A 20,094-nucleotide genomic window follows, 5' to 3' on the forward strand; every position below is an offset into this window, starting at 1 on the left:
CTCATTTTACACTGTACAGTCGTCCGAACGTCTTTGCGTATTCTTCAAATTCAAGAAGCGCATCAGCTCTTGTTCCGGGATTCACAAGCTTTATTTTAAGCTCTTCAACTTTTTTGACAAGCGCGCTGCCGACAACAACACCGTCAGATATTTCATTCATCCTGTCAACCTGTTTGCGGTTCGAGATGCCAAAACCGACCGCCACCGGAACAGAGCTGAATTCTTTCACCTTACGGATGAAAGAGTATACAGACGGATCGAATTCGCTGCGTACGCCCGTCACTCCTAAAGAGGATACACAATACACAAAGCCGCAGGCCTGTTCAGTAATTATTTTCAAACGGTCTTCACTTGTCGGCGCAACCAGTGAGATATAAGCGATATTCTCCTTTTTGCATGTCATTTGCAAAAGGGAGCTTTCCTCTAATGGAAGGTCGGGTACAAGCAGACCGTCTATGTCGTTTTCCCGCAGTAAAGCGAAAAAGCATTCTTTTTCTAATTGTAACACAGGATTGTAATACGTAAAGAGGATAATTGGAATATGAACGCCGTTTTTTTTCATTTTGCCGCCAAGTTCAATTGCTTTTACGATATTCATTCCGTTTTCCAGAGCCCGTTTTGAAGCCCGTTGTATGACGGGTCCGTCCGCAAGCGGATCTGTGTAAGGAACGCCGATTTCAAGGGCAGAAGCGCCTGCGTTCTGCAATGATATTGCCAGTTCAACAGAAATGTCAGGAAGCGGATCGCCCGCTGTGATAAAAGGGATAAATAATTTTTCAGACTCTCGCAGATTAAACATGTGTCTCCACCCCGTTTTCCAAAACATTCATCAGCGTATGAACGTCTTTATCTCCTCTTCCCGATAAACTGACGAGAATGATTTTATCTTTATCCATGTCTTTTGCCATTTCAAACGCTTTTGCCAGGGCGTGGGCAGATTCAATAGCCGGAAGAATACCTTCTGTTTCAGAAAGCAGACGTAACGCGGCAATCGCTTCTTCGTCTGTCACGCTTTCGTACGTTACACGGCCGCTTTTATGCAGATAGGCGTGCTCAGGGCCGATCCCCGGGTAATCAAGGCCTGCTGAAATGGAATACGGTTCGATAATCTGCCCGTATTTATCTTGTATTAAATAGGTCATTGATCCGTGAATCACCCCGAGCGTCCCTTTTGCGATCGTTGCCGCATGCAGCGGCGTATCAATTCCTTTTCCGGCAGCCTCGGCGCCGATCAGCTTAATATCTTCGTCTAAAAAGGCCTGAAATATGCCCATCGCATTGCTTCCGCCGCCCACACATGCAACAACCTTGTCCGGGAGCGTTCCTTCAACCCGGCGGAGCTGTTCTTTCGCTTCCTCTCCGATGATTTTCTGAAATTCGCGAACGATATACGGATACGGATGCGGCCCCACTACAGAACCGATAAGGTAGAAATGATCTTCACAATGCTGGACCCAATACCTGATCGCCTCATTCGTCGCATCTTTCAGCGTGCCGTTGCCGCTTGTGACCGGCACCACTTCCGCGCCGAGCAGTTTCATCCGGAATACATTCAGCGACTGGCGCGCAACGTCTTCTTCACCCATAAAAACTGTACACTTAAAACCGAATTTTGCGGCGGCTGTCGCGGCAGCCACACCGTGCTGTCCCGCACCGGTTTCGGCGATGATTTTCGTTTTGCCCATCTTTTTGGCAAGCAGAATCTGGCCTAACGCGTTGTTAATTTTATGAGAGCCGGTATGGTTTAAATCTTCTCTTTTCAGATAGATTTTCGCCCCTCCCAAATACTCTGACACCCTGTCTGCGAACGTTAATGCGGTCGGTCTTCCGGAGTAATCAAACAATAGCTTTTTATATTCGGCATGAAAAACGGGATCATTCTTTAATTCTTTGAAAGCCGTTTCGATTTCCTCAAGGGGCCGCATCAATGTTTCAGGGACAAATTTGCCGCCGAATTCGCCGTATCTTCCGATTTCATTTGGATATGGATACATAGTGGTTCATCCTTTCTTCTAAAAGCCGGATCAGTGTTTGATCCTTTTGTCCGTTTTTTTCAATTCCGCTGGCAAGATCTATACCGCACGGACGCGATCTCAGTAAGCCGGTAATCGTTTCAGGATTAACGCCGCCCGCGATAAAACAGCGCTTGTTTGCATTTTGAGCCTGCTTTCGGTACATGGGGACACGAGCCCATGAAAACGCGATTCCCGTGCCGCCTCTCATTCCTTTTACTGAAGAATCAATGACATATCCGTCGACAGCAGGTGCAAATTGAGCCATCTGACGAAGCGTCCCTTCCCCGTGATGGAGGGCTTTCCATATCTCCGAGCGCACAAGCGGACGGAGACGGAGGGCATCCTCAGGCGATTCATCACCGTGAAGCTGGATGGCGTCAAGTGCCAGATGAGAGGCGATTTGCGCGATGTTTTCTATCGTTTCATTTACAAATACACCGACATGTTTCTTGTCTGTCCGGACCTGCTCTTTCCATTTCCGGACCTCATCCGGCGTTACTCTCCGTTTGCTTGCGGCAAAAATAAATCCCAGATAATCCGCTCCTGAAGCTGCCGCAAGTTCGTAATCACGCTTCGATCGTATTCCGCAGTACTTTACCTCAGGCTTTTTCATATCATCACTCCCCGAACAGTCCGCGGATCGCCTTTTGCTGCGAATCCTCTCTCATTAAGGATTCTCCGACCAATACAGCCTGCGCCCCGTGCTTGTTGACGAATTGCAGGTCAGCCAAAGAACCGATGCCGCTTTCGCTGACCAGCAGACAGCCGTCCGGTACAAGCTGCGCTATTTTTTCCGTTTGCGAAACAGAAGTACGGAACGTTTTTAAGTCCCGGTTGTTTATGCCGAGAATGTCCGGCTGAAACACTTGTAAAATCCGTTCAAGCACAGTTTCATCATGGACTTCAACGAGAACGTCCATGCCCTTCTCGCGGGCTTCCAGATAAAGCTCATGAAGCTCTGAAGGTTCCAGCGCTTCCCCGATCAGCAAAATGGCATCGGCGCCGATCCTGAACGATTCCTCCACCTGAAGGGAATCAATAATAAAATCTTTTCTCAGCACGGGAAGAGACACGGTTTGTTTAACATCTGTCAGAAATTGATTTCTCCCCTGAAAAAAACGGGTATCCGTGAGAACCGAAAGGGCGTCGGCTTTAGCCGCTTCATAACCCGCCGCAATCGTTTCCGGAACAAAATGCTCTTTAATCAATCCTTTAGACGGCGAAGCTTTTTTCACTTCGGCAATCAGCCCGATAAAACGGTTCGGGTTCTGGAGCGCTTTTTTAAAGGATCTCCGTTCAATTTGACAGGTTTCCGGCAGCACGATGGATTTGATTTCTTCTTTTTTCTGCTGAATGATTTGATCAAGCATACATTTCTTCCTCTTTCTGTTTCAGACGTTCGAGCTGCCTTTTGGCATCTCCGTTTTGAATCGCTTCTAAGGCGGTTTTCGTTCCTTCTTTCAGATCGTTTGCAAGACCTGCCGTATAAATGGCCGCGCCCGCATTTAAGGCGGTAATATGCAGAGCGGATGACGGAGCTTTATTTGCAAAAATATTCTGAATGAGGAGCGCGCTTTCTTCCGATGAACTCACTTGAATATCCTTTAGTGAACCTTCTGCAAAACCGAATTGTTCAGGTGAAACGGAATATTCCAGACGTTCACCGTTTTTCAGTTCAATAATATCGGTCGGTGCTGTGATGGACAGTTCATCTAATCCGTCACGGGCCGACACAAGCATGACGTGTCTGACATCAAATTGTTCCAACGCGCTTGCCATCAGGCGCGCTTTATCTAATGAATAGACGCCGATCACCTGCCGCTTCACCTGCAGCGGGTTGCTGAGCGGGCCCAGCAGATTAAATACGGTTCGGAAGCCAAGCTCTTTTCTTGCGGCGGCGACGTGCTTCATTGACGAATGAAACAGCGGCGCAAACAAAAACCCCATTTGTTTCATTTCAATGCTGCGTTTAACGCTTTCTGGAGTGGCTTGAATGGAAACCCCCAGCTTTTCCAGCACATCCGCGCTGCCGCTTTTTGACGAAACGGAGCGATTTCCGTGCTTGGCAACTTTAGCTCCGGCGGCAGAAGCTGTAATCGCCGCTGCCGTGGATATGTTAAACGTAGAAATCCCGTCTCCGCCTGTTCCGCACGTATCAACGACATCCGCCAAGCCACCTGATGTCTGTGCCCGCGCCCGCATCACTTTTACAAATCCGGCAAGCTCCTCCGCCGTTTCACCTCGGTGGGCTAATACCGATAAAATCCCGCCGATCTCAGACTGCGACATGTCCCCGTTCATCATCATCTCCATCAGCTTTTCGGCTTCTCCGGTTTTCAGCGTACGGCCATTAACGCACGATTGCAGAAATTTGTTCATCCGTCTTCTCCTCCCCGCCAGAAAAGATGTCTTCTGCAATTTGAATCGTTTTTAAAAGCGCCCCCGCTTTGTTACAGCTTTCTTCATATTCGGCTTCAGGGACGGAATCGGCGACTATTCCCGCACCCGCCTGCACCGACGCCGTACCGTTTTTGACACTCATGGTGCGGATGGTAATACACGAATCAATTGACCCGTCAAATCCGATATAAGCGATACATCCGCCGTAGGTTTCTCTGGAAGTCGGTTCTAATTCATTTAAAAGCTGCATCGCGCGGATTTTCGGAGCGCCCGTGAGTGTTCCTGCCGGGAATGCCGACATCAGCGCGTCAACGGGATGGACGCCCTGCTTTAAACGGCCGGTTACAACAGAGATGATGTGCATCACATGTGAAAAAGAAACGACCTTTGTGAATTCCGGAACGGCTACGGAACCGTACTCCGCAACTCTGCCGATGTCATTGCGCGCAAGATCGACGAGCATGTAATGTTCAGCTTTTTCTTTTTCGTCATTCATCAGCTCTTTTTTCAGGCGTTCATCTTCTTTTTTTCCGGCGCCCCTTCTTCTCGTTCCGGCAATCGGATGAATTTCCAGGTGCCTGTCATGCACGCGGATCAGACGTTCAGGCGAACTACCGACAATGTCTCTGTCAGGCAGTTTGATATAGTACATATAGGGTGAAGGATTGATGATGCGGAGCACCCTGTACAGCTCAAATGAATGTCTGGATACCGGAATGTCAAACTTTTGCGAAAGCACCCCTTGAAAAATGTCTCCCGCTTTTATATATTCTTTCAGTTTATTGACGCCGGCCATAAACTCTTCTTTCGTATAATTGGATGTCACAGCGGCAAAACTTGGCGTGTCAAACGTTTCTTTAGAAAAAAACGGCTCTTTCATATCTTTCGATTCTGTCAAAATACCGATAAGCTTACGAAGCTCCGCGCAATTTTCTTTAAAAACGGCCCGCTTTTCTTCCTCCGTCTCCCGGCCGTTAAGCGCCGCATATTGAATGAAATGCACTTGTTTCGTTTCGTGGTCGTACGCGATGATTTTCCGGCAGACAAACAGCATACATTTTTCGAAATCTGTTACTTTCGCGTGGCTTGGCACGGAAGGCTCAATCAAAGGAATCATGTCATAGCTCAGATAACCGACCGCCCCTCCCGAAAATGGGATATCAAGCTCGGGTGTTTTAATGCGAAAGCTCTCATTCATCCAGTCAAGCACGGCTTTTAATTCTCCGGCTTCAAACAGCGTATGCCCGTTTGGATCAGCGGCAGTGAATGTGTTATGACTCTCTTTAATGGTGATAAAAGGATCAAGGCCGATAAAAGAGTATCTCGACCAGCTTGACGACTCATCCTTGCTTTCTAAAAGATACGTAATGTTTCTGTCCAGTTTTTCAACCATCTGAATGGGTGTGATCGTGTCGACCGTAAAAGTCTCTGCGATTGGAATGGTGCGGTGTGTCAGACTGTCCTTTAAAAATAAAGAAACATCCGATTGTAAATTCATGATTCTCCTCCTTACGGTAAGGAGAATGAGATGAAGAGTGAGAGGAGTCTTGCGTATAAGAAATAAACCCAAAAGAAAGGCTTCTTTTGGGCAGAATAAAAACGTGTTTATCTCAGCTCAGCTAAACTCATTCTCTGCTACCCTATTCTAAACTCAACTGTTCAATGTCTTACTTACCAGCTCTATACACACTCTTGTGTATTTCTAAGCTTTGTTTATCGTATTACATGTCAGTATTTTTTGTCAATGATAAATCCGGCCTTAACACAACGGCTTTTTCTAAATAGACATGCTTGATTTCATCCTGAGGCGTATCCGTCTGAACCGTCATCAGGACACGGATACACTTTTGCAGAGCCCCGGTGACATCCATTTCCTGCATGCACGTCACCGGGACGTACTGCCACCCGGAAAGGCGGCGGACCGCTTTTGCCGGAAATACGGAATGGATATCAGGCGTGGCGGATAACAGGATCTGTACAACGTCTTCCGGCTTGCATCCATTTTGTTCAATGATTTTTTCAAGCAGCTGCTGTGTTTTTTCTAAAATTTCTTGTTCGGTGTCTTGTTCCACCGTTGTTGCTCCGCGAATGCCGCGTATCATCATGCTGTTTCCTCCATTCGCCATTTATTCAGCAAATTTTCGAGCTCATCTTTTGAAAGCATGCAGTCCCGCGCTTCGCCTAATTCTTTTAACACGATGAACTGTGTCATGCCTCCGCGCGTTTTTTTATCATTCATCATCCGGGCGGAGAGAACCGGCGTTTCAATATCTTGTCTGATGCTTCCCGGGTAGCCGAGCCCAATCAGCCATTGTGTGAGTTCTTTCCTGTTCATCTTGCAACCCGCAACCTGTTCACTCACGTAAAGGGCAAACTGCATGCCGAGGGCGACCGCATCTCCATGTGTAATCCGTCCGTAGCCGTATTCCGCCTCAACAGCATGGCCGAGCGTATGGCCGAAATTCAGAAAAGCTCTTATCCCCTCTTCCTTTTCGTCCTCACGCACGACAGCCGATTTGATTGAAATTCCTTTATAAATCATTTCATTCAGCTCAGCGCTTGTCAGTCCTTGCAACGTGTCAAACGTGAGAAGTTTTTCTAAAAAAGCATGATCGGCGATAAACGCGTGTTTGATCACTTCAGCCATGCCCGATCTCAGCTCTTGTTCCGGCAGGGTTTTCAGTAGCTCCGTATCGTAAATCACCGCTTTCGGCTGATAAAACGCGCCGATTAAATTCTTTCCGAGTTTATGGTTGACGGCCACCTTGCCGCCGACCGCGCTGTCATGGGCAAGCAGTGTCGTCGGCATTTGAATGAAATCAATTCCGCGCATAAAAGTTGCTGCGCAAAAGCCGGCCAAATCACCCGTCACGCCGCCTCCAAAGGCGATCATACATGAGGAGCGGTCCATATGGAAAGCGATCGCTTCCGTTTGAATCCGTTCATACTCTTTTAGAGACTTCGCTTCTTCTCCGCTTGGAACGATCACTTTTTTCACGGACCATGTTTCGTTTAAAAGCCGGAACATCTCATCACCGTAAAGCCGGTCAACTTCAGCATCAATGATGAGAAGGATCTTTGTCAGCGGCCTGTTCAGTGAAGACAAAAGGGCAGCGGCCTGTTTCCTTATGCCTTCACCGATATACACCGGATATGCGGAGGAAGCTGTCCGAACCTCAAGCTCTTTCATCAGAATTCCCTCGATAATTTTTTCATGTTTTCAACATTTTCTTTAATTCGGTCGATCTGGTCAAGCCCGAATTGTTCTACGACAGCATTTGCGATTTCCCAGGCCACTGCTGCTTCAGCCACTACACTTGCTGCCGGAACCGCGCAGCTGTCTGAACGTTCAATGCTCGCTGTAAACGGTTCTTTCGTTTCAATGTCGACGCTTTTCAGCGGCTTGTACAAAGTAGGGATCGGTTTCATAACGCCGCGGACGACAATCGGCATTCCCGTCGTCATACCGCCTTCTAATCCTCCGAGCCTGTTTGTGGCGCGTGTATAGCCTTTCTCTTCATCCCATACGATTTCATCATGAACTTCACTGCCGTTTTTGCCGGCCGCTTCAAAACCGATGCCGAACTCTACGCCTTTAAACGCGTTAATCGACAGAACGGCAGCAGCGAGCTTGCTGTCCAGCTTACGGTCATAGTGGACATAGCTTCCGACACCGACCGGCATACCTTCGACGATCACTTCAACGATTCCGCCGATCGAGTCGCCGTTTGCCTTCGCTTCATCAATGGCTGCCATCATTTGACGGCCTGCTTCTTCATCGTAGCATCTGACCGGTGATTCTTCCGTTACCCGTTTGAGATCCTCAATGGATGTGTAATCGGTTTTCTCTGCTTTTACGCTGCCGATTTGCAGGACATGCCCGGCGACTTTAATGCCAAGCTCCGCTAAAATCTTTTTAGCGACGGCTCCGGCAGCCACGCGAACCGTTGTCTCACGCGCGGAAGATCGTTCTAACACATTTCTCATATCACGGTGATTATACTTAATAGCACCGTTCAAATCTGCGTGTCCCGGTCTCGGTCTTGAAATCTGGCGTTTCATTTCACTTTCTTCTTCTTCTGTAATCGGTGCTGCGCCCATAATTTTTGTCCAGTGGGTCCAGTCTTTATTTTCTACAACGAGCGCGATGGGTGAACCGAGTGTCCGGGCATGCCGCACGCCGCTTGTGATCTTCGCTCTGTCCGTTTCAATCTGCATGCGGCGTCCGCGGCCGTGCCCTTTTTGACGTCTGGCAAGCTCAAAATTAATGTCTTCTTCAGTTATATAAAGCCCCGCAGGCACACCTTCTATAATTGTCGTCAGCTGCGGACCGTGTGATTCTCCGGCTGTTAAGTATCTCATTTTTTTCTTCTCCCTTCATCGCATTAACGCTTTTAAGTAAAACTATACCACAAGTTTTCATTAAATGTCTTCTATCTTTTTTGATAAAAAAATGTATCAGTGCTCTCAAGGCCGAATTTTTCCGGGCTGAAAATTTGTTCTGTACTGCCTACAAACAGAATTCCGTTCTTTTTCAGACTGCCCGCCATTTTCACATACAGCTCTTCTTTTGCTTTTTCAGTAAAATAAATAAAGACGTTGCGGCAGACGATCAGATCAAAATCCTGTTCATAGCTGTCGGCAAGCAGGTTGTGCCGCTTAAACCGGATGTTTTTCTGAATCTCTTGTTTTACTTGATAACTGTTGTCAGCCTGCTTAGTGAAATAACGGCTTTTCACGGAAGCCGGCACCTCTTGCAGCGAGCGTTCCTGATAGATGCCCCGCTTAGCTTTGCTTAGCGCCTTTTCATCAATATCTGTCGCCAATATATCAAATCCGGCCAGTCCCGTCTGCTGATTGAGAATCATAGCCAAAGTATAGGGCTCCTCTCCCGTTGAACAGGCCGCACTCCATATTTTTAACGGTTTTTTATGCTTTATTAACGGAAGAATTGAGGTTTCAAGAACTTCCCACCGTTTATAATTTCGGTAAAATTCAGAAACATTGATCGTCATTCTGTCCAATGTTTCGTTTAATAAAAGCTTGTCCTTTTCCAAAGCGGCGGCAAATTCCTGAAAATCTCTGAACCCCTTCTTTTCATAAAGGGACGTCAGCCGCCTTTTCATCTGTGCTTCTTTGTATAAAGATAAATCAACGCCGGTTATTTGTTTCCACTTGGTGATAAAAATGTCGTAAGGCTCCATTGCTTCTCTCCCAATCTCGCTGTCTTTTGTCCTAGTATAGCCTGTTTTCTTTCTAATTTGTACGATTTCAATAAAAAAATCAGCCCGCAGGCTGATTTGTGAGAAATGAAAAGACAGGGCAGCGCAGCCTCTGTCTTTCTTAAAATATGTAAACCTTTTCATAACAAGAGAAAAAGAAAGGCTGACGGCTTAGTACACCCAGTCGGCCATTAATTTTTGATACGGTACAAGCTCTTCCTGTTTGAAGAAAATGTCAATTTCCCGCTCAGCGCTTTCTAAGGAGTCTGAACCGTGAATGATATTTTTGCCGACAAACATGCCGTAGTCACCGCGGATCGTGCCCGGCAGTGCATCTTTCGGGTTCGTTTTTCCGATCAGCTGTCTTGTGATCTCTACTACATTTTCCCCTTCCCATACCATTGCAAATACGGGTCCTGATGTAATGAATTCCACAAGCTCGCTGAAAAACGGCTTCCCTTTATGTTCAGCATAATGGTTTTCAGCCATCTGTTCTGAAACTTGCATTAGCTTGGCTCCTGCCAATTGTAAGCCCTTACGCTCAAATCTGGATAAAATCTCTCCGATTAGCTGACGCTGTACGCCGTCCGGTTTTACCATGATAAAAGTTTTTTCCATAAGATTCTCCACCCCATCATTATGTATAGGCTTTCAAGTTGCACACCGAAATCGTAACATCTTTCTGACAATTAATCAATCCAGGGCGGAGAATGTTCACATCTTGTTCGTAAAAGGAATTTAAAATTTCCGTTTGCCGATATATTTGGCGATGGCGGCCAATGATGAGCGCGCACGTCCTCTCGGCAGTGTATTCAGTTTTTCAAACGCTTTTTTTAAGTACCTGTCACTGACGGCCATTGATTTTTCAATCGCGTCTGTGCGTTTAATATTTTCAATAATGGGGGCGAGCTGCTCCTGTGTTGTTTCACTGTTAATTAATTTCAGCTGATTTTTTAATTCAGGCTGACGGAGCGCGTACAAAACGGGCAGAGTGACATTTCCTTGCAGCAGATCCCCTCCGACCGGTTTTCCCAGTTCCTCTTCCGTTGAAGTGAAATCAAGAATGTCGTCAATAATCTGATAGGACATGCCCACGTAATAACCGAACCAATATAATGCTTTGTGAATCTTCTCATCAGCTCCCGAAGCGATGGCGCCGAGCTGGCAGCTGACGGCAATGAGAAGAGCCGTTTTCCGTTTGATGCGGCGCAAATAGGTTCTGAGGTTTTGTTCCATATTGTATTTATCTCTGATCTGTTCAATTTCTCCGAGGCATACTTCTACGATGGTTTTGGACAGGATCCGGTGGGCTTTCGGCTCATCCAATCTCGTCATCATCTCAAGTGAGCCCGCAAGCATATAATCACCGGTATACATGGCGATGCGGTTGTCCCATTTGGCTTTGATGGTCGGTTTTCCCCTCCGCAGCTCGGCGTCATCAATGACGTCGTCATGCACGAGGGACGCCATATGAATCATTTCCAGCGTCACCGCAACATATTTTATTTTATTAATGTCATAGTCGCCAAACATTCCGGAAAGCAATACGAAAACAGGGCGGATCCGCTTGCCGCCCGCCTGGAGCAGGTGAAGCCCGGCTTCACTCAGCAAAGGATAGTCTGACCGCACCGTTTGCTCAAGCTCCCTTTCGATCACATCAATATCGTCATTTAAAAAAGAATAGGCCATTTTAAATTTCATATCATTCACCCAAACATCTGTATATTCATCATTTCCAACCGATATGCGTAGCGGCCACTCCGCCGGTAAACGAATGGTATTTGACATTCGTCAGGCCCGCTTCTTCAAACAGACGCGCAAGTTCTTTCATACCGGGAAATTCTCTTGCCGATTCTTGAAGCCAAGAATATTCTTTATAGCTCTTCGCAAACATTTTTCCGAAGAAAGGCATGATGTATTTAAAATAAAGAAAATACGCCTGTCTGAATCCGAACATTTCCGGCTGGGATGTTTCCAGACATACGACCTGCCCGCCCGGTTTGACGACCCGCCGCATTTCTTTCAGCACGGTCAGATAGTCGGGAACGTTCCGCAGCCCGAAGCCGATGGTGACAAAATCAAAAGAATCATCAGCGAAAGGAAGCTCCATCGCATTTCCGTGCAAAAGCTCAATTTGGCTGTAACCGCCCTCTTTCACTTTTTTCTCACCGATGCTCAGCATATTTTTGCTGAAATCCAGTCCTTTGATTTCGCCGCTTTTTCCGGCCGCTTCTGCGAGGGCAATCGTCCAGTCAGCCGTTCCGCAGCAGACATCAAGCGCTTTTGCGCCTTCTTTTACATTCATGATCTGCATCGTTTTATCGCGCCATTTTTTATGCTGCTGAAAACTGATGACAGAGTTCATTTGGTCATAATTTTTATAGATTTTTTCAAACACGCCGTGTACGCGCTGTTCTTTTGACTCCTGCATGTTGATTACCCTTCTTCCACTTTCTGATGATATGTTTTGTCCTGGCTGATCGCTTTAAGCCGGTTCAGCATGAGGTTTTGGATTGGTGAATTGAGCGGCAGCAGCGTTTCAATGCTTTGCTTTGCCTTTCGGAAGCTATCTTCCATTATGTCAGCCTTTGATTTCCCTGACTTTACAATATTGCCGATGACATCGAGAAATATAGCATTGCCGTTCATCAGCCGCTTATATACAAAAAAATCACTCGCCAGCTCTTTCCAGCGCGGAAGATTAAAGTGGTCTGACACTCTGTGAAACAGGGCCGCTTCCACAATCGCCATGCTTTCGATCAATTGATTCAAGTCATTGACAGACCGATCGTACAGACGGATTTTATGCTCATTGATTTCTTTAATTGCCGTAGCGAGCGTCCGAATCATATAGATATCCTTCATTTCAGATAAAAGCGAATAATACAGTCCGCTGAAATAGTCGCCGGCAAGCACGGTGAGCTGCCGGTTTTTATTTTCGTCTCGCTTTAACGCTCTGGCTGTTGTCACTTCATCGTGGGTATCAAGGGCGCTTTGGACAAGCATCGCAGTTACTATGTAATTTTCTCTGTCGTTGTTCTTAATGTCCGCCTCTTCAAACAAAGCGTGAAAAAGAAGAAGCTTATCCTCATCGATTTTAGGCGCAGAAATATGTTTCGCTAAATAAGGATGAGACAGCTTTTGTTTTAATTTCATATTTAGATTCGCTAAAGTTCCGTAGATGTCTTGCAAAAATATCACCCTTGTCCCCAAATTCACATTTATTCTAATATGTATGAGATTTACTCGTCATTATTATACGCAGGTATCATTATAGCATAAAAAAAAGAAATTGGCTGTATTCTCCCGCCGTTTGCGGGCATTTGGCAAAAGCGGGAAACAGCCGGCTTATTTTTTTTCGCTGTTCATTTCTCCGTAAGCGGTCTGGATGAGGGCGTTGCCTCTCACTTTGATGGCAGAGGTATGCTCAGTAAACTGAGCGATAATCACTTCGCCTTTGTCCAGTTTTTCGGAATGGTGAAATTTCGTATCCGTTCCTCTCGTTAAACCGATGACGTTCACGCCGTCCTCGACCGCTTTAATGACGACAAAATCACTTGAATGCTTTGAATTCATATCTGCACCCTCTATCATTATTAATCCGCACGTTTAATATGTTCTAACACTTCGGAACGCGCCGCTGCGTCATCTTTAAAAATACCTCTTACAGCGGAAGTCACTGTTTTTGCACCTGGCTTTCTTACGCCCCTCATTGTCATGCACATATGCTCAGCCTCGACGACAACCATGACGCCGTGGGGATCTAAGGTCTCTACGATGCTTTCTGCAATCGTTGAAGTGATGCGCTCCTGCAGCTGCGGGCGTTTTGAGACGGCTTCCACCGCCCGCGCCAATTTACTCAGGCCCGTCACTTTGCCGCCGCGCGGAATGTAGGCAATATGCGCTTTTCCGTAAAAAGGAACAAGGTGATGTTCACACATGGAATGAAACGCGATATCTTTTACAAGAACAAGCTCCTCATGGTCTTCTCCGAAAACGGTTTTAAAGTGTTCTTTCGGGTCTTCATTTAATCCCGAGAATACTTCCGCGTACATTTTCGCCACGCGTTTCGGCGTATCTAAAAGCCCTTCCCGGTCCGGGTCTTCTCCAATCGCCTCTAAAATCTGGCGAACCGCCTGTTCAATCTGTTCTTTATTAACTTCTTTCATTGTCTGTGTCCTCCACCATTGAATACATTTAATTTCGATTCTAGCACATTTGCCGCGCCAAAAGCAAAACGAAAGTCCTGCCCGGTGACCGAGGCTGCTTAAATATGAAAAGCCCCTTTATCAAGGGGCTTTTCTGTGAAGAAACAAAGTGTATGTATCAGATGCATACACGATCTATATTCACAATTATTTTCCTGCAACAGCGTCTTTAAGAGCTTTACCTGGTTTGAAAGCAGGTACCTTGCTTGCAGGGATTTCGATTTCTTCACCTGTTTGCGGGTTACGTCCTTTACGTGCAGAGCGCTCGCGCACCTCAAAGTTACCGAAACCGATCAGTTGGATTTTATCACCGTTTTTAAGTGCATCTAAAATCGTATCAAAAACAGAATCAACTGCTTTTGTAGCGTCTTTTTTAGACAATTCGCTTGCTTCAGCAACCGCATTGATTAGTTCTGTCTTGTTCATGCCTTTCACCTCCTCCCAAAAGGGTATCAAATCAGCAGTTTATTATCATTTCTTCACAGTTCAGCCTGATTCTAAACCTGTCTGATAAAAAATCAAAGCAGGGAAGAACAGACAAGTAAACGGCTTTTCAAAAGAAAACAGACACTTTGAGGAACGTTTGTCCAACAAAGTGAAGATTTTCTGTATGTAGAGTAACACATATAAAAAGCCATATCAAGCATTTTAAAGCCTCAATCCCTTGCTCGTCAAGGTTTTCACGTGTTTTACCGAACAAATATTCCTTTTTTTGCTTTTTTCCTCCTAATCCTTGATTGATTTCCAGTATCTAAAAAGAATAAAAAAAGACCCCCCGTTTCAGGAAGAGGTCCTTCAGCTTACAAAATAATGGCGATCAGGCCGCCTGAGCCTTCGTTAATAATTCTCTCCAGCGTTTCTTTCAATTTATATCTCGCATTTTCCGGCATGAGTGACAGTTTTGCGGAGATTCCTTCTCTTACGATAGAGCTCAATGATCTGCCGAAAATATCGGAGTTCCAGATAGAAAGCGGATCATCTTCAAAGTCCTGCATTAAGTAACGGACAAGTTCTTCACTTTGTTTTTCCGTCCCGATGATCGGCGCGAATTCACTTTCCACATCCACTTTGATCATATGAATGGACGGAGCGACCGCTTTGAGCCTTACTCCGAATCTTGATCCCTGTCTGATGATTTCCGGTTCATCAAGGCTCATATCGGCTAAGGCCGGGGCGGCAATGCCGTAGCCGGTCTGTTTCACCATTTTCAGCGCATCTGATACCTGATCATATTCTTTTTTCGCGTGGGCGAAGTCCTGCATTAATTCAAGCAGGTGGTCTTTCCCGCGGATTTCAACGCCGACCACTTCTTTTAAAATCTGGTCATATAAATGATCCGGCGCATACAAATCAATTTCTGCGACACCCTGGCCAAGTTCGATTCCGGCCAATCCGGCGCTTTCAATAAACTCAAATTCACTGAAGTGGCCGACAACCCGGTCGACATCGCGCAGGCGTTTAATATCTTTTACGGTTTCTTTCACTGATTCCTGGTAGCTCTCTCTGAGCCAGTGATTTTCTTTCAGCACCATGACCCAGCTCGGAAGGTTGACATTGACTTCCAGCACAGGGAACTCGTAAAGCGCTTCTCTGAGGACGCTTAACACATCTGTTTCCCGCATGCTTTCAACACTCATGGCGAGGACGGGAATATCATATTTCGCGCTTAATTCAGCTCTGAGCGCTTCTGTTTCCGGGTGGTACGGTTTTACCGAGTTGATAACCATAATAAACGGTTTGCCGACTTCCTTCAGCTCGTCGATGACTCTTTCTTCCGCTTCCACGTAATCGCCCCGCGCAATATCGCCGATTGAGCCGTCTGTCGTAATGACGACCCCGATTGTGGAGTGTTCCTGGATGACTTTTCTCGTACCGATTTCCGCTGCCTCATGAAAGGGAATCGGTTCTTCGTACCAAGGTGTATTGATCATTCTCGGGCCGTTTTCATCCTCATATCCCTTCGCCCCGGGAACCGTATATCCCACACAATCCACAAGACGGATGTTGACATCAAGTCCTTCCGCGACATGAACGGACATGGCTTGATTCGGGACAAATTTTGGTTCTGTGGTCATTATCGTTTTTCCTGCTGCGCTTTGCGGAAGCTCATCCTGCGCCCGCGCTCGGTCGGCCTCATTGCTGATATTCGGGAGCACCACGAGCTCCATAAATTTTTTAATGAATGTAGATTTCCCTGTACGGACAGCGCCAACGACTCCTAAGTATATATCGCCCCCTGTTCGTTCAGCGATATCCTTGAAAATATCGACCTTTTCCAAGTGATCCCCTCCCGGACTTCCTATCCTTATCATTTTTCATTCACCATTCTCCAATCAAATACAGGACACTATATGTGTATGACGTTGTCCTATTTCAATATGACATCTTTAGAAAATTTTCAGGCAGTCTTTTCTATCAAAATCAAAAAAACCTTTCTCCCTATTTGTATGCGCGGGAAAAAGGTTCATTCCTGTTTCGTCTGACTTTCTAAAAAAACGGGTTCCTGTTTTTCATTTACGGTGTATGTGACTGAAAAGGCCGGGACGAAAGGAGTCTCTTTCCATAAAATATCTTGAATTTCCGCGCCCGGTTTGATTTTCTTTTTGTTTTCCTTCAGGCAGCGGGCGAGATCGACGCGATAGTCGGCATAGATTTCTCCGTCAGCGCCGATTAAAAGCGGCAGAGACGTGCCTGAAACCGGACTTTTGACTGAAGGAGAGTCTTTCATGCCGAGCTTTTTTTTATTTAAAGTGAACAGCCCTTGTGAAACGGCGTCCTCATAAGGAGGATATGTATGCTTTTCCTGATACATTTTGACACGAAGCTTCATGTCGCGGATTGCTTCCGCCATTTGGAGATCGACCAGCTTGACGGTCGGCTTATTTTCCACATCGACAAGCACGTATTGGTACATTCCTCCGCTTTCATAAGCTGAGGCCGGCGGCTCCTCTATGTATCTGGGCGCGAGCCGCTTAAAATCTATCGGATATTTTTGATAGAGCGGTGTTTTCATATCTTTTGTCTGAATCGGCAGAAGTCCGCCGTTCGCCTTTTTAAATTCATCCACTGCCGCTTGCACCTGCTGAAGCTGATGTTTGTAAGATACTTTATTTTCAGTTTTTTTTGCTTCAGGGTACAGACAGCCGGACAGCAGAAGCACCGCCATTGCCGTTATGACGGCCATTTTTAACTTATGCATTCCGCGCCCCCTTTTTGCTTTATTCATTGACAGGCCCGCTGAAAACGACCATTAACACGATCAATCCCGAGATGACCATGCAGGCATAAGCGAGTGAAGAAACCGCTGCTTTTATCAGTTTGTTTTTCACTTTGTACCTGCTGACATAAATAGAGGCCACCGCAACAAACATTAATCCCATAGCACCAAGCGCAAACCACATTTTCATCAATGCCACACTCATGTTCGTGCCCCCCGTCCCATCATTGTAAGCGTTATATTTCATTTTAATATACAAATGTTGAAAAGATCAACAGGTTTTCCATCTATTGAAAAAACAAAAAAACTGAAGCAAAGAGGGGGACTTTGCTTCAGTCAAGTTGACTATATTCACCTGTACGTCTGAGATACACTCTCTTGGACTTCGATGCTATAGTATGCGCAGATGCATACGTCTGCATCCTCTTCTGCCTAAATCAGCAAATGTTTTAAGCGATTTCAGCCGGAGAGTTCTGCGTTTTGGACTTTCGTCACTTCAGAATATGCTGACGGCATGTTATTGTCACTTCACCCGATTTTCGAATGTGTTGACCAAGTCTTCCATCTCATGGGTTTTCACTCTGGCCATTAAGGATTCTACGGCCGTTTCTACCTTCTGCCCGTTAAATAATACTTGGTGAAGCGCCTCTGTGATCGGCATTTTCACTTGGTATTTTTGAGACAGCTGATACGCAGCTTTCGTCGTCCGCACGCCTTCAACAACCATCCCCATCTTATCCAGGACAGCTTCCAGCTTATATCCTTTGCCGAGCAGGTTGCCGGCGCGCCAGTTTCGGGAATGAACGCTTGTACACGTCACGATTAAATCGCCTACGCCGGTCAGGCCGGAAAAGGTGAGCGGATTTCCGCCCATCTTTGTGCCGAGTCTGGCGATTTCAGCAAGACCTCGGGTGATTAAGGCCGCTTTTGCATTATCTCCGTATCCCAATCCGTCTGTAATCCCCGCTGCAAGAGCGATGATATTCTTTAACGCTCCCCCTATTTCAACACCGATCATATCCGGATTGGTATAGACGCGGAAATGCTGGTTCATAAATAAATCCTGAACCGCTTCTGCAGCCTTGATATTTTTTGAAGATGATGTAACAGTCGTCGGGTGTCTTAATCCGACTTCCTCAGCGTGGCTCGGCCCTGAAAGCACGACGATGTCTTTTCTGTACTCCTCAGGCAGCTCCTCTTCCATTAATTCTGAAATGCGGAGAAGCGAATCCGGCTCAATTCCTTTGCTGACATGAACAAAAATCGATTGTTTCGGGATGTACGGCAGAGCCTTTTTCAGCACTTCCCGAATGGCTTTTGTCGGAACTGCCACAATGATGAAGTCAGCTCCTTTTAAAGCCTCGCTTAAATCAGCTGTACCGATGATAGAACTTGATAGCTCCACCCCCGGCAGGTAATCTTTGTTTTCATGCAGTTCGTTGATTTGATCGATCAATTCGGCACGGTGTCCCCACATCATGACTTGATGTCCGTTATCAGCCAGCACTAAAGAAAGTGCAGTGCCCCAGCTTCCCGCTCCAAGCATTGCCACTTTTTTCATCTCTGTATCACACCTTTTTATTTTCTTGCTCTTGCAAATATTTTAATTGGCGTACCTTCAAATCCGAAAGCGTCCCGGATTCGGTTTTCTAAAAAGCGTTCATAAGAAAAATGCATCAGTTCCGGATCGTTGACAAAAACAACGAAGCTCGGCGGCTTAACAGCGACTTGAGTCGCATAATAAATTTTCAGACGGGAGCCGTTGTGCGTCGGAGTCGGATTCATGGCGACCGCATCCATAATGACATCATTTAAGACATTTGTCTGTACGCGGAGAGAGTGGTTTTCACTCGCTTTAATAATCGCAGGCATGAGTGTATGAATCCGCTTTGTCGTCAGTGCCGACATAAACAGCACCGGCGCGTAATCGAGAAATTGGAAATGTTCCCGAATATTCTGTTCAAATTCTTTCATCGTGCGTTCGTCTTTATCAACGGCATCCCATTTGTTTACGATAATGACGACGGCTTTCCCGGCTTCATGGGCGTACCCGGCGATCCGCTTGTCCTGCTCAAGGATGCCTTCTTCTGCATTCAGCACAACGCCGACGACGTCTGAGCGGTCAATGGCTTTTAACGCCCGAAGCACACTGTATTTTTCTGTTGTTTCATATACTTTACCCTTTTTTCTCATTCCCGCCGTGTCAACGATTACAAATTCCTGCTGATTGTAGGTGAACGCCGTATCCACAGCGTCTCTAGTCGTTCCGGCTACGTTGCTCACGATAACCCGCTCTTCGCCGAGCATCGCATTGACAAGGGATGATTTTCCGACATTCGGGCGGCCGATCAGGCAGAATTGAACGACATCATCACTGTACTTCGTCTCCGGAATGTTCTTAAAATGCTCGGCACAAGCATCGAGCAAATCTCCCAATCCTAAACCGTGTGTGCCCGAAATCGGATACGGTTCTCCAAAGCCGAGCGCATAAAAGTCATAGATGTTCGCTCTCATTTCGGTATTATCTAATTTATTTACGGCTAATACGACCGGTTTTTTCGTCCGGTACAGTATTTTTGCCACTTCTTCATCCGCAGACGTCACACCTTCGCGGCCGTTCACCATAAAGATGATCACATCAGCCTCGTCCATGGCGATTTCAGCCTGCTGGCGGATCTGTGTCAGAAACGGTTCGTCTCCGATATCAATTCCGCCCGTATCAATCAGGTTAAAATCATAATTCAGCCATTCCGCCGAACTGTATATCCGGTCCCGCGTCACTCCGGGGGTATCTTCTACTATTGAAATTCTTTCACCCGCAATCCGGTTAAAGATTGTGGATTTTCCCACATTCGGTCTTCCGACAATGGCTACGACAGGTTTACCCATAGTACCCTTCCTTTCAATCCAGCCGCTTACATTTTCACAAAAAATTGTTCAACCGGTTATTAAAAATCATCTTCGTTATGAAAAGAACCCTTCAAACAGAAGGGCTTAACTCATTTATTATATCAGTTTTCACTGAGATCACA

At 46.3% G+C, this 20,094-nt stretch carries 22 protein-coding genes; all 22 read right to left on the reverse strand.

All coding sequences use genetic code 11. The features are described 5' to 3' along the window. Position 1: 1 nt before the first annotated feature. Positions 2-799, reverse strand: coding sequence for a tryptophan synthase subunit alpha (trpA, locus tag NYE36_RS11965; protein ID WP_265451378.1), 798 nt, complete (start codon positions 797-799; stop codon positions 2-4). Then, positions 792-1,994, reverse strand: coding sequence for a tryptophan synthase subunit beta (trpB, locus tag NYE36_RS11970; RefSeq protein ID WP_265451377.1), 1,203 nt, complete (start codon positions 1,992-1,994; stop codon positions 792-794). The genes trpA and trpB overlap by 8 nt, the downstream gene beginning before the upstream one ends. Continuing rightward, on the reverse strand, positions 1,975-2,628 hold the full coding sequence (locus NYE36_RS11975; RefSeq protein ID WP_265451376.1) for a phosphoribosylanthranilate isomerase: 654 nt from the start codon (positions 2,626-2,628) through the stop codon (positions 1,975-1,977). The genes trpB and NYE36_RS11975 overlap by 20 nt, the downstream gene beginning before the upstream one ends. 4 nt (positions 2,629-2,632) lie before the next feature. Further along, positions 2,633-3,385, reverse strand: a complete 753-nt coding sequence (gene trpC, locus NYE36_RS11980) for an indole-3-glycerol phosphate synthase TrpC (protein WP_265451374.1) — start codon at positions 3,383-3,385, stop codon at positions 2,633-2,635. Beyond that, a complete protein-coding gene (gene trpD / locus NYE36_RS11985) occupies positions 3,378-4,394 on the reverse strand; it encodes an anthranilate phosphoribosyltransferase (RefSeq protein ID WP_265451373.1) in 1,017 nt (338 codons plus the stop codon). Before trpD ends, trpC begins: the two co-directional genes overlap by 8 nt. After that, positions 4,366-5,913, reverse strand: a complete 1,548-nt coding sequence (gene trpE, locus NYE36_RS11990; protein WP_061860672.1) for an anthranilate synthase component I — start codon at positions 5,911-5,913, stop codon at positions 4,366-4,368. The genes trpD and trpE overlap by 29 nt, the downstream gene beginning before the upstream one ends. 223 nt (positions 5,914-6,136) lie before the next feature. Next, complete coding sequence (gene aroH / locus NYE36_RS11995) at positions 6,137-6,520, reverse strand: chorismate mutase (RefSeq protein ID WP_003153463.1); 384 nt, start codon at positions 6,518-6,520, stop codon at positions 6,137-6,139. Then, positions 6,517-7,605, reverse strand: a complete 1,089-nt coding sequence (gene aroB / locus NYE36_RS12000; protein ID WP_007409458.1) for a 3-dehydroquinate synthase — start codon at positions 7,603-7,605, stop codon at positions 6,517-6,519. The genes aroH and aroB overlap by 4 nt, the downstream gene beginning before the upstream one ends. Further along, positions 7,605-8,777, reverse strand: coding sequence for a chorismate synthase (aroC, locus tag NYE36_RS12005; protein WP_003153459.1), 1,173 nt, complete (start codon positions 8,775-8,777; stop codon positions 7,605-7,607). Before aroC ends, aroB begins: the two co-directional genes overlap by 1 nt. Before the next feature lie 71 nt (positions 8,778-8,848). Beyond that, positions 8,849-9,619, reverse strand: a complete 771-nt coding sequence (locus NYE36_RS12010) for a protein-glutamate O-methyltransferase (RefSeq protein WP_015417726.1) — start codon at positions 9,617-9,619, stop codon at positions 8,849-8,851. A 189-nt stretch (positions 9,620-9,808) separates the two neighbouring features. Next, positions 9,809-10,255 (reverse strand): nucleoside-diphosphate kinase, encoded by a 447-nt coding sequence (gene ndk / locus NYE36_RS12015; RefSeq protein WP_015417727.1) that lies wholly within the window; start codon positions 10,253-10,255, stop codon positions 9,809-9,811. Positions 10,256-10,375: 120 nt separating this feature from the next. Next, complete coding sequence (hepT, locus tag NYE36_RS12020) at positions 10,376-11,338, reverse strand: heptaprenyl diphosphate synthase component II (RefSeq protein WP_003153454.1); 963 nt, start codon at positions 11,336-11,338, stop codon at positions 10,376-10,378. A gap of 28 nt (positions 11,339-11,366) precedes the next feature. After that, positions 11,367-12,068, reverse strand: coding sequence for a demethylmenaquinone methyltransferase (gene menG, locus NYE36_RS12025; RefSeq protein WP_003153453.1), 702 nt, complete (start codon positions 12,066-12,068; stop codon positions 11,367-11,369). Positions 12,069-12,073: 5 nt separating this feature from the next. Next, positions 12,074-12,829 (reverse strand): heptaprenyl diphosphate synthase component 1, encoded by a 756-nt coding sequence (gene hepS, locus NYE36_RS12030; protein ID WP_015240105.1) that lies wholly within the window; start codon positions 12,827-12,829, stop codon positions 12,074-12,076. Positions 12,830-12,985: 156 nt separating this feature from the next. Continuing rightward, complete coding sequence (gene mtrB / locus NYE36_RS12035) at positions 12,986-13,213, reverse strand: trp RNA-binding attenuation protein MtrB (RefSeq protein WP_003153449.1); 228 nt, start codon at positions 13,211-13,213, stop codon at positions 12,986-12,988. A 20-nt stretch (positions 13,214-13,233) separates the two neighbouring features. Beyond that, the gene (gene folE / locus NYE36_RS12040) at positions 13,234-13,806 is read right to left on the reverse strand and encodes a GTP cyclohydrolase I FolE (RefSeq protein ID WP_003153448.1); all 573 of its coding nucleotides are present in this window, start codon (positions 13,804-13,806) and stop codon (positions 13,234-13,236) included. Between the two features lie 186 nt (positions 13,807-13,992). Next, positions 13,993-14,271, reverse strand: a complete 279-nt coding sequence (gene hbs / locus NYE36_RS12045; RefSeq protein WP_003153447.1) for a non-specific DNA-binding protein Hbs — start codon at positions 14,269-14,271, stop codon at positions 13,993-13,995. A gap of 374 nt (positions 14,272-14,645) precedes the next feature. Continuing rightward, on the reverse strand, positions 14,646-16,124 hold the full coding sequence (gene spoIVA, locus NYE36_RS12050) for a stage IV sporulation protein A (protein ID WP_007409454.1): 1,479 nt from the start codon (positions 16,122-16,124) through the stop codon (positions 14,646-14,648). Positions 16,125-16,309: 185 nt separating this feature from the next. Then, positions 16,310-17,044 (reverse strand): hypothetical protein, encoded by a 735-nt coding sequence (locus NYE36_RS12055; RefSeq protein WP_039254695.1) that lies wholly within the window; start codon positions 17,042-17,044, stop codon positions 16,310-16,312. Between the two features lie 19 nt (positions 17,045-17,063). Continuing rightward, positions 17,064-17,267, reverse strand: a complete 204-nt coding sequence (locus NYE36_RS12060) for a DUF2768 domain-containing protein (RefSeq protein WP_003153435.1) — start codon at positions 17,265-17,267, stop codon at positions 17,064-17,066. A 318-nt stretch (positions 17,268-17,585) separates the two neighbouring features. After that, positions 17,586-18,623: an NAD(P)H-dependent glycerol-3-phosphate dehydrogenase gene (locus NYE36_RS12065; protein WP_003153434.1), complete on the reverse strand. Its 1,038-nt coding sequence runs from the start codon at positions 18,621-18,623 to the stop codon at positions 17,586-17,588. A gap of 17 nt (positions 18,624-18,640) precedes the next feature. Next, positions 18,641-19,951: a ribosome-associated GTPase EngA gene (gene engA, locus NYE36_RS12070; RefSeq protein WP_003153433.1), complete on the reverse strand. Its 1,311-nt coding sequence runs from the start codon at positions 19,949-19,951 to the stop codon at positions 18,641-18,643. Positions 19,952-20,094 lie beyond the last annotated feature (143 nt).

Source organism: Bacillus sp. FSL R5-0593, assembly GCF_038603755.1.
GTDB classification, from domain to species: domain Bacteria; phylum Bacillota; class Bacilli; order Bacillales; family Bacillaceae; genus Bacillus; species Bacillus velezensis.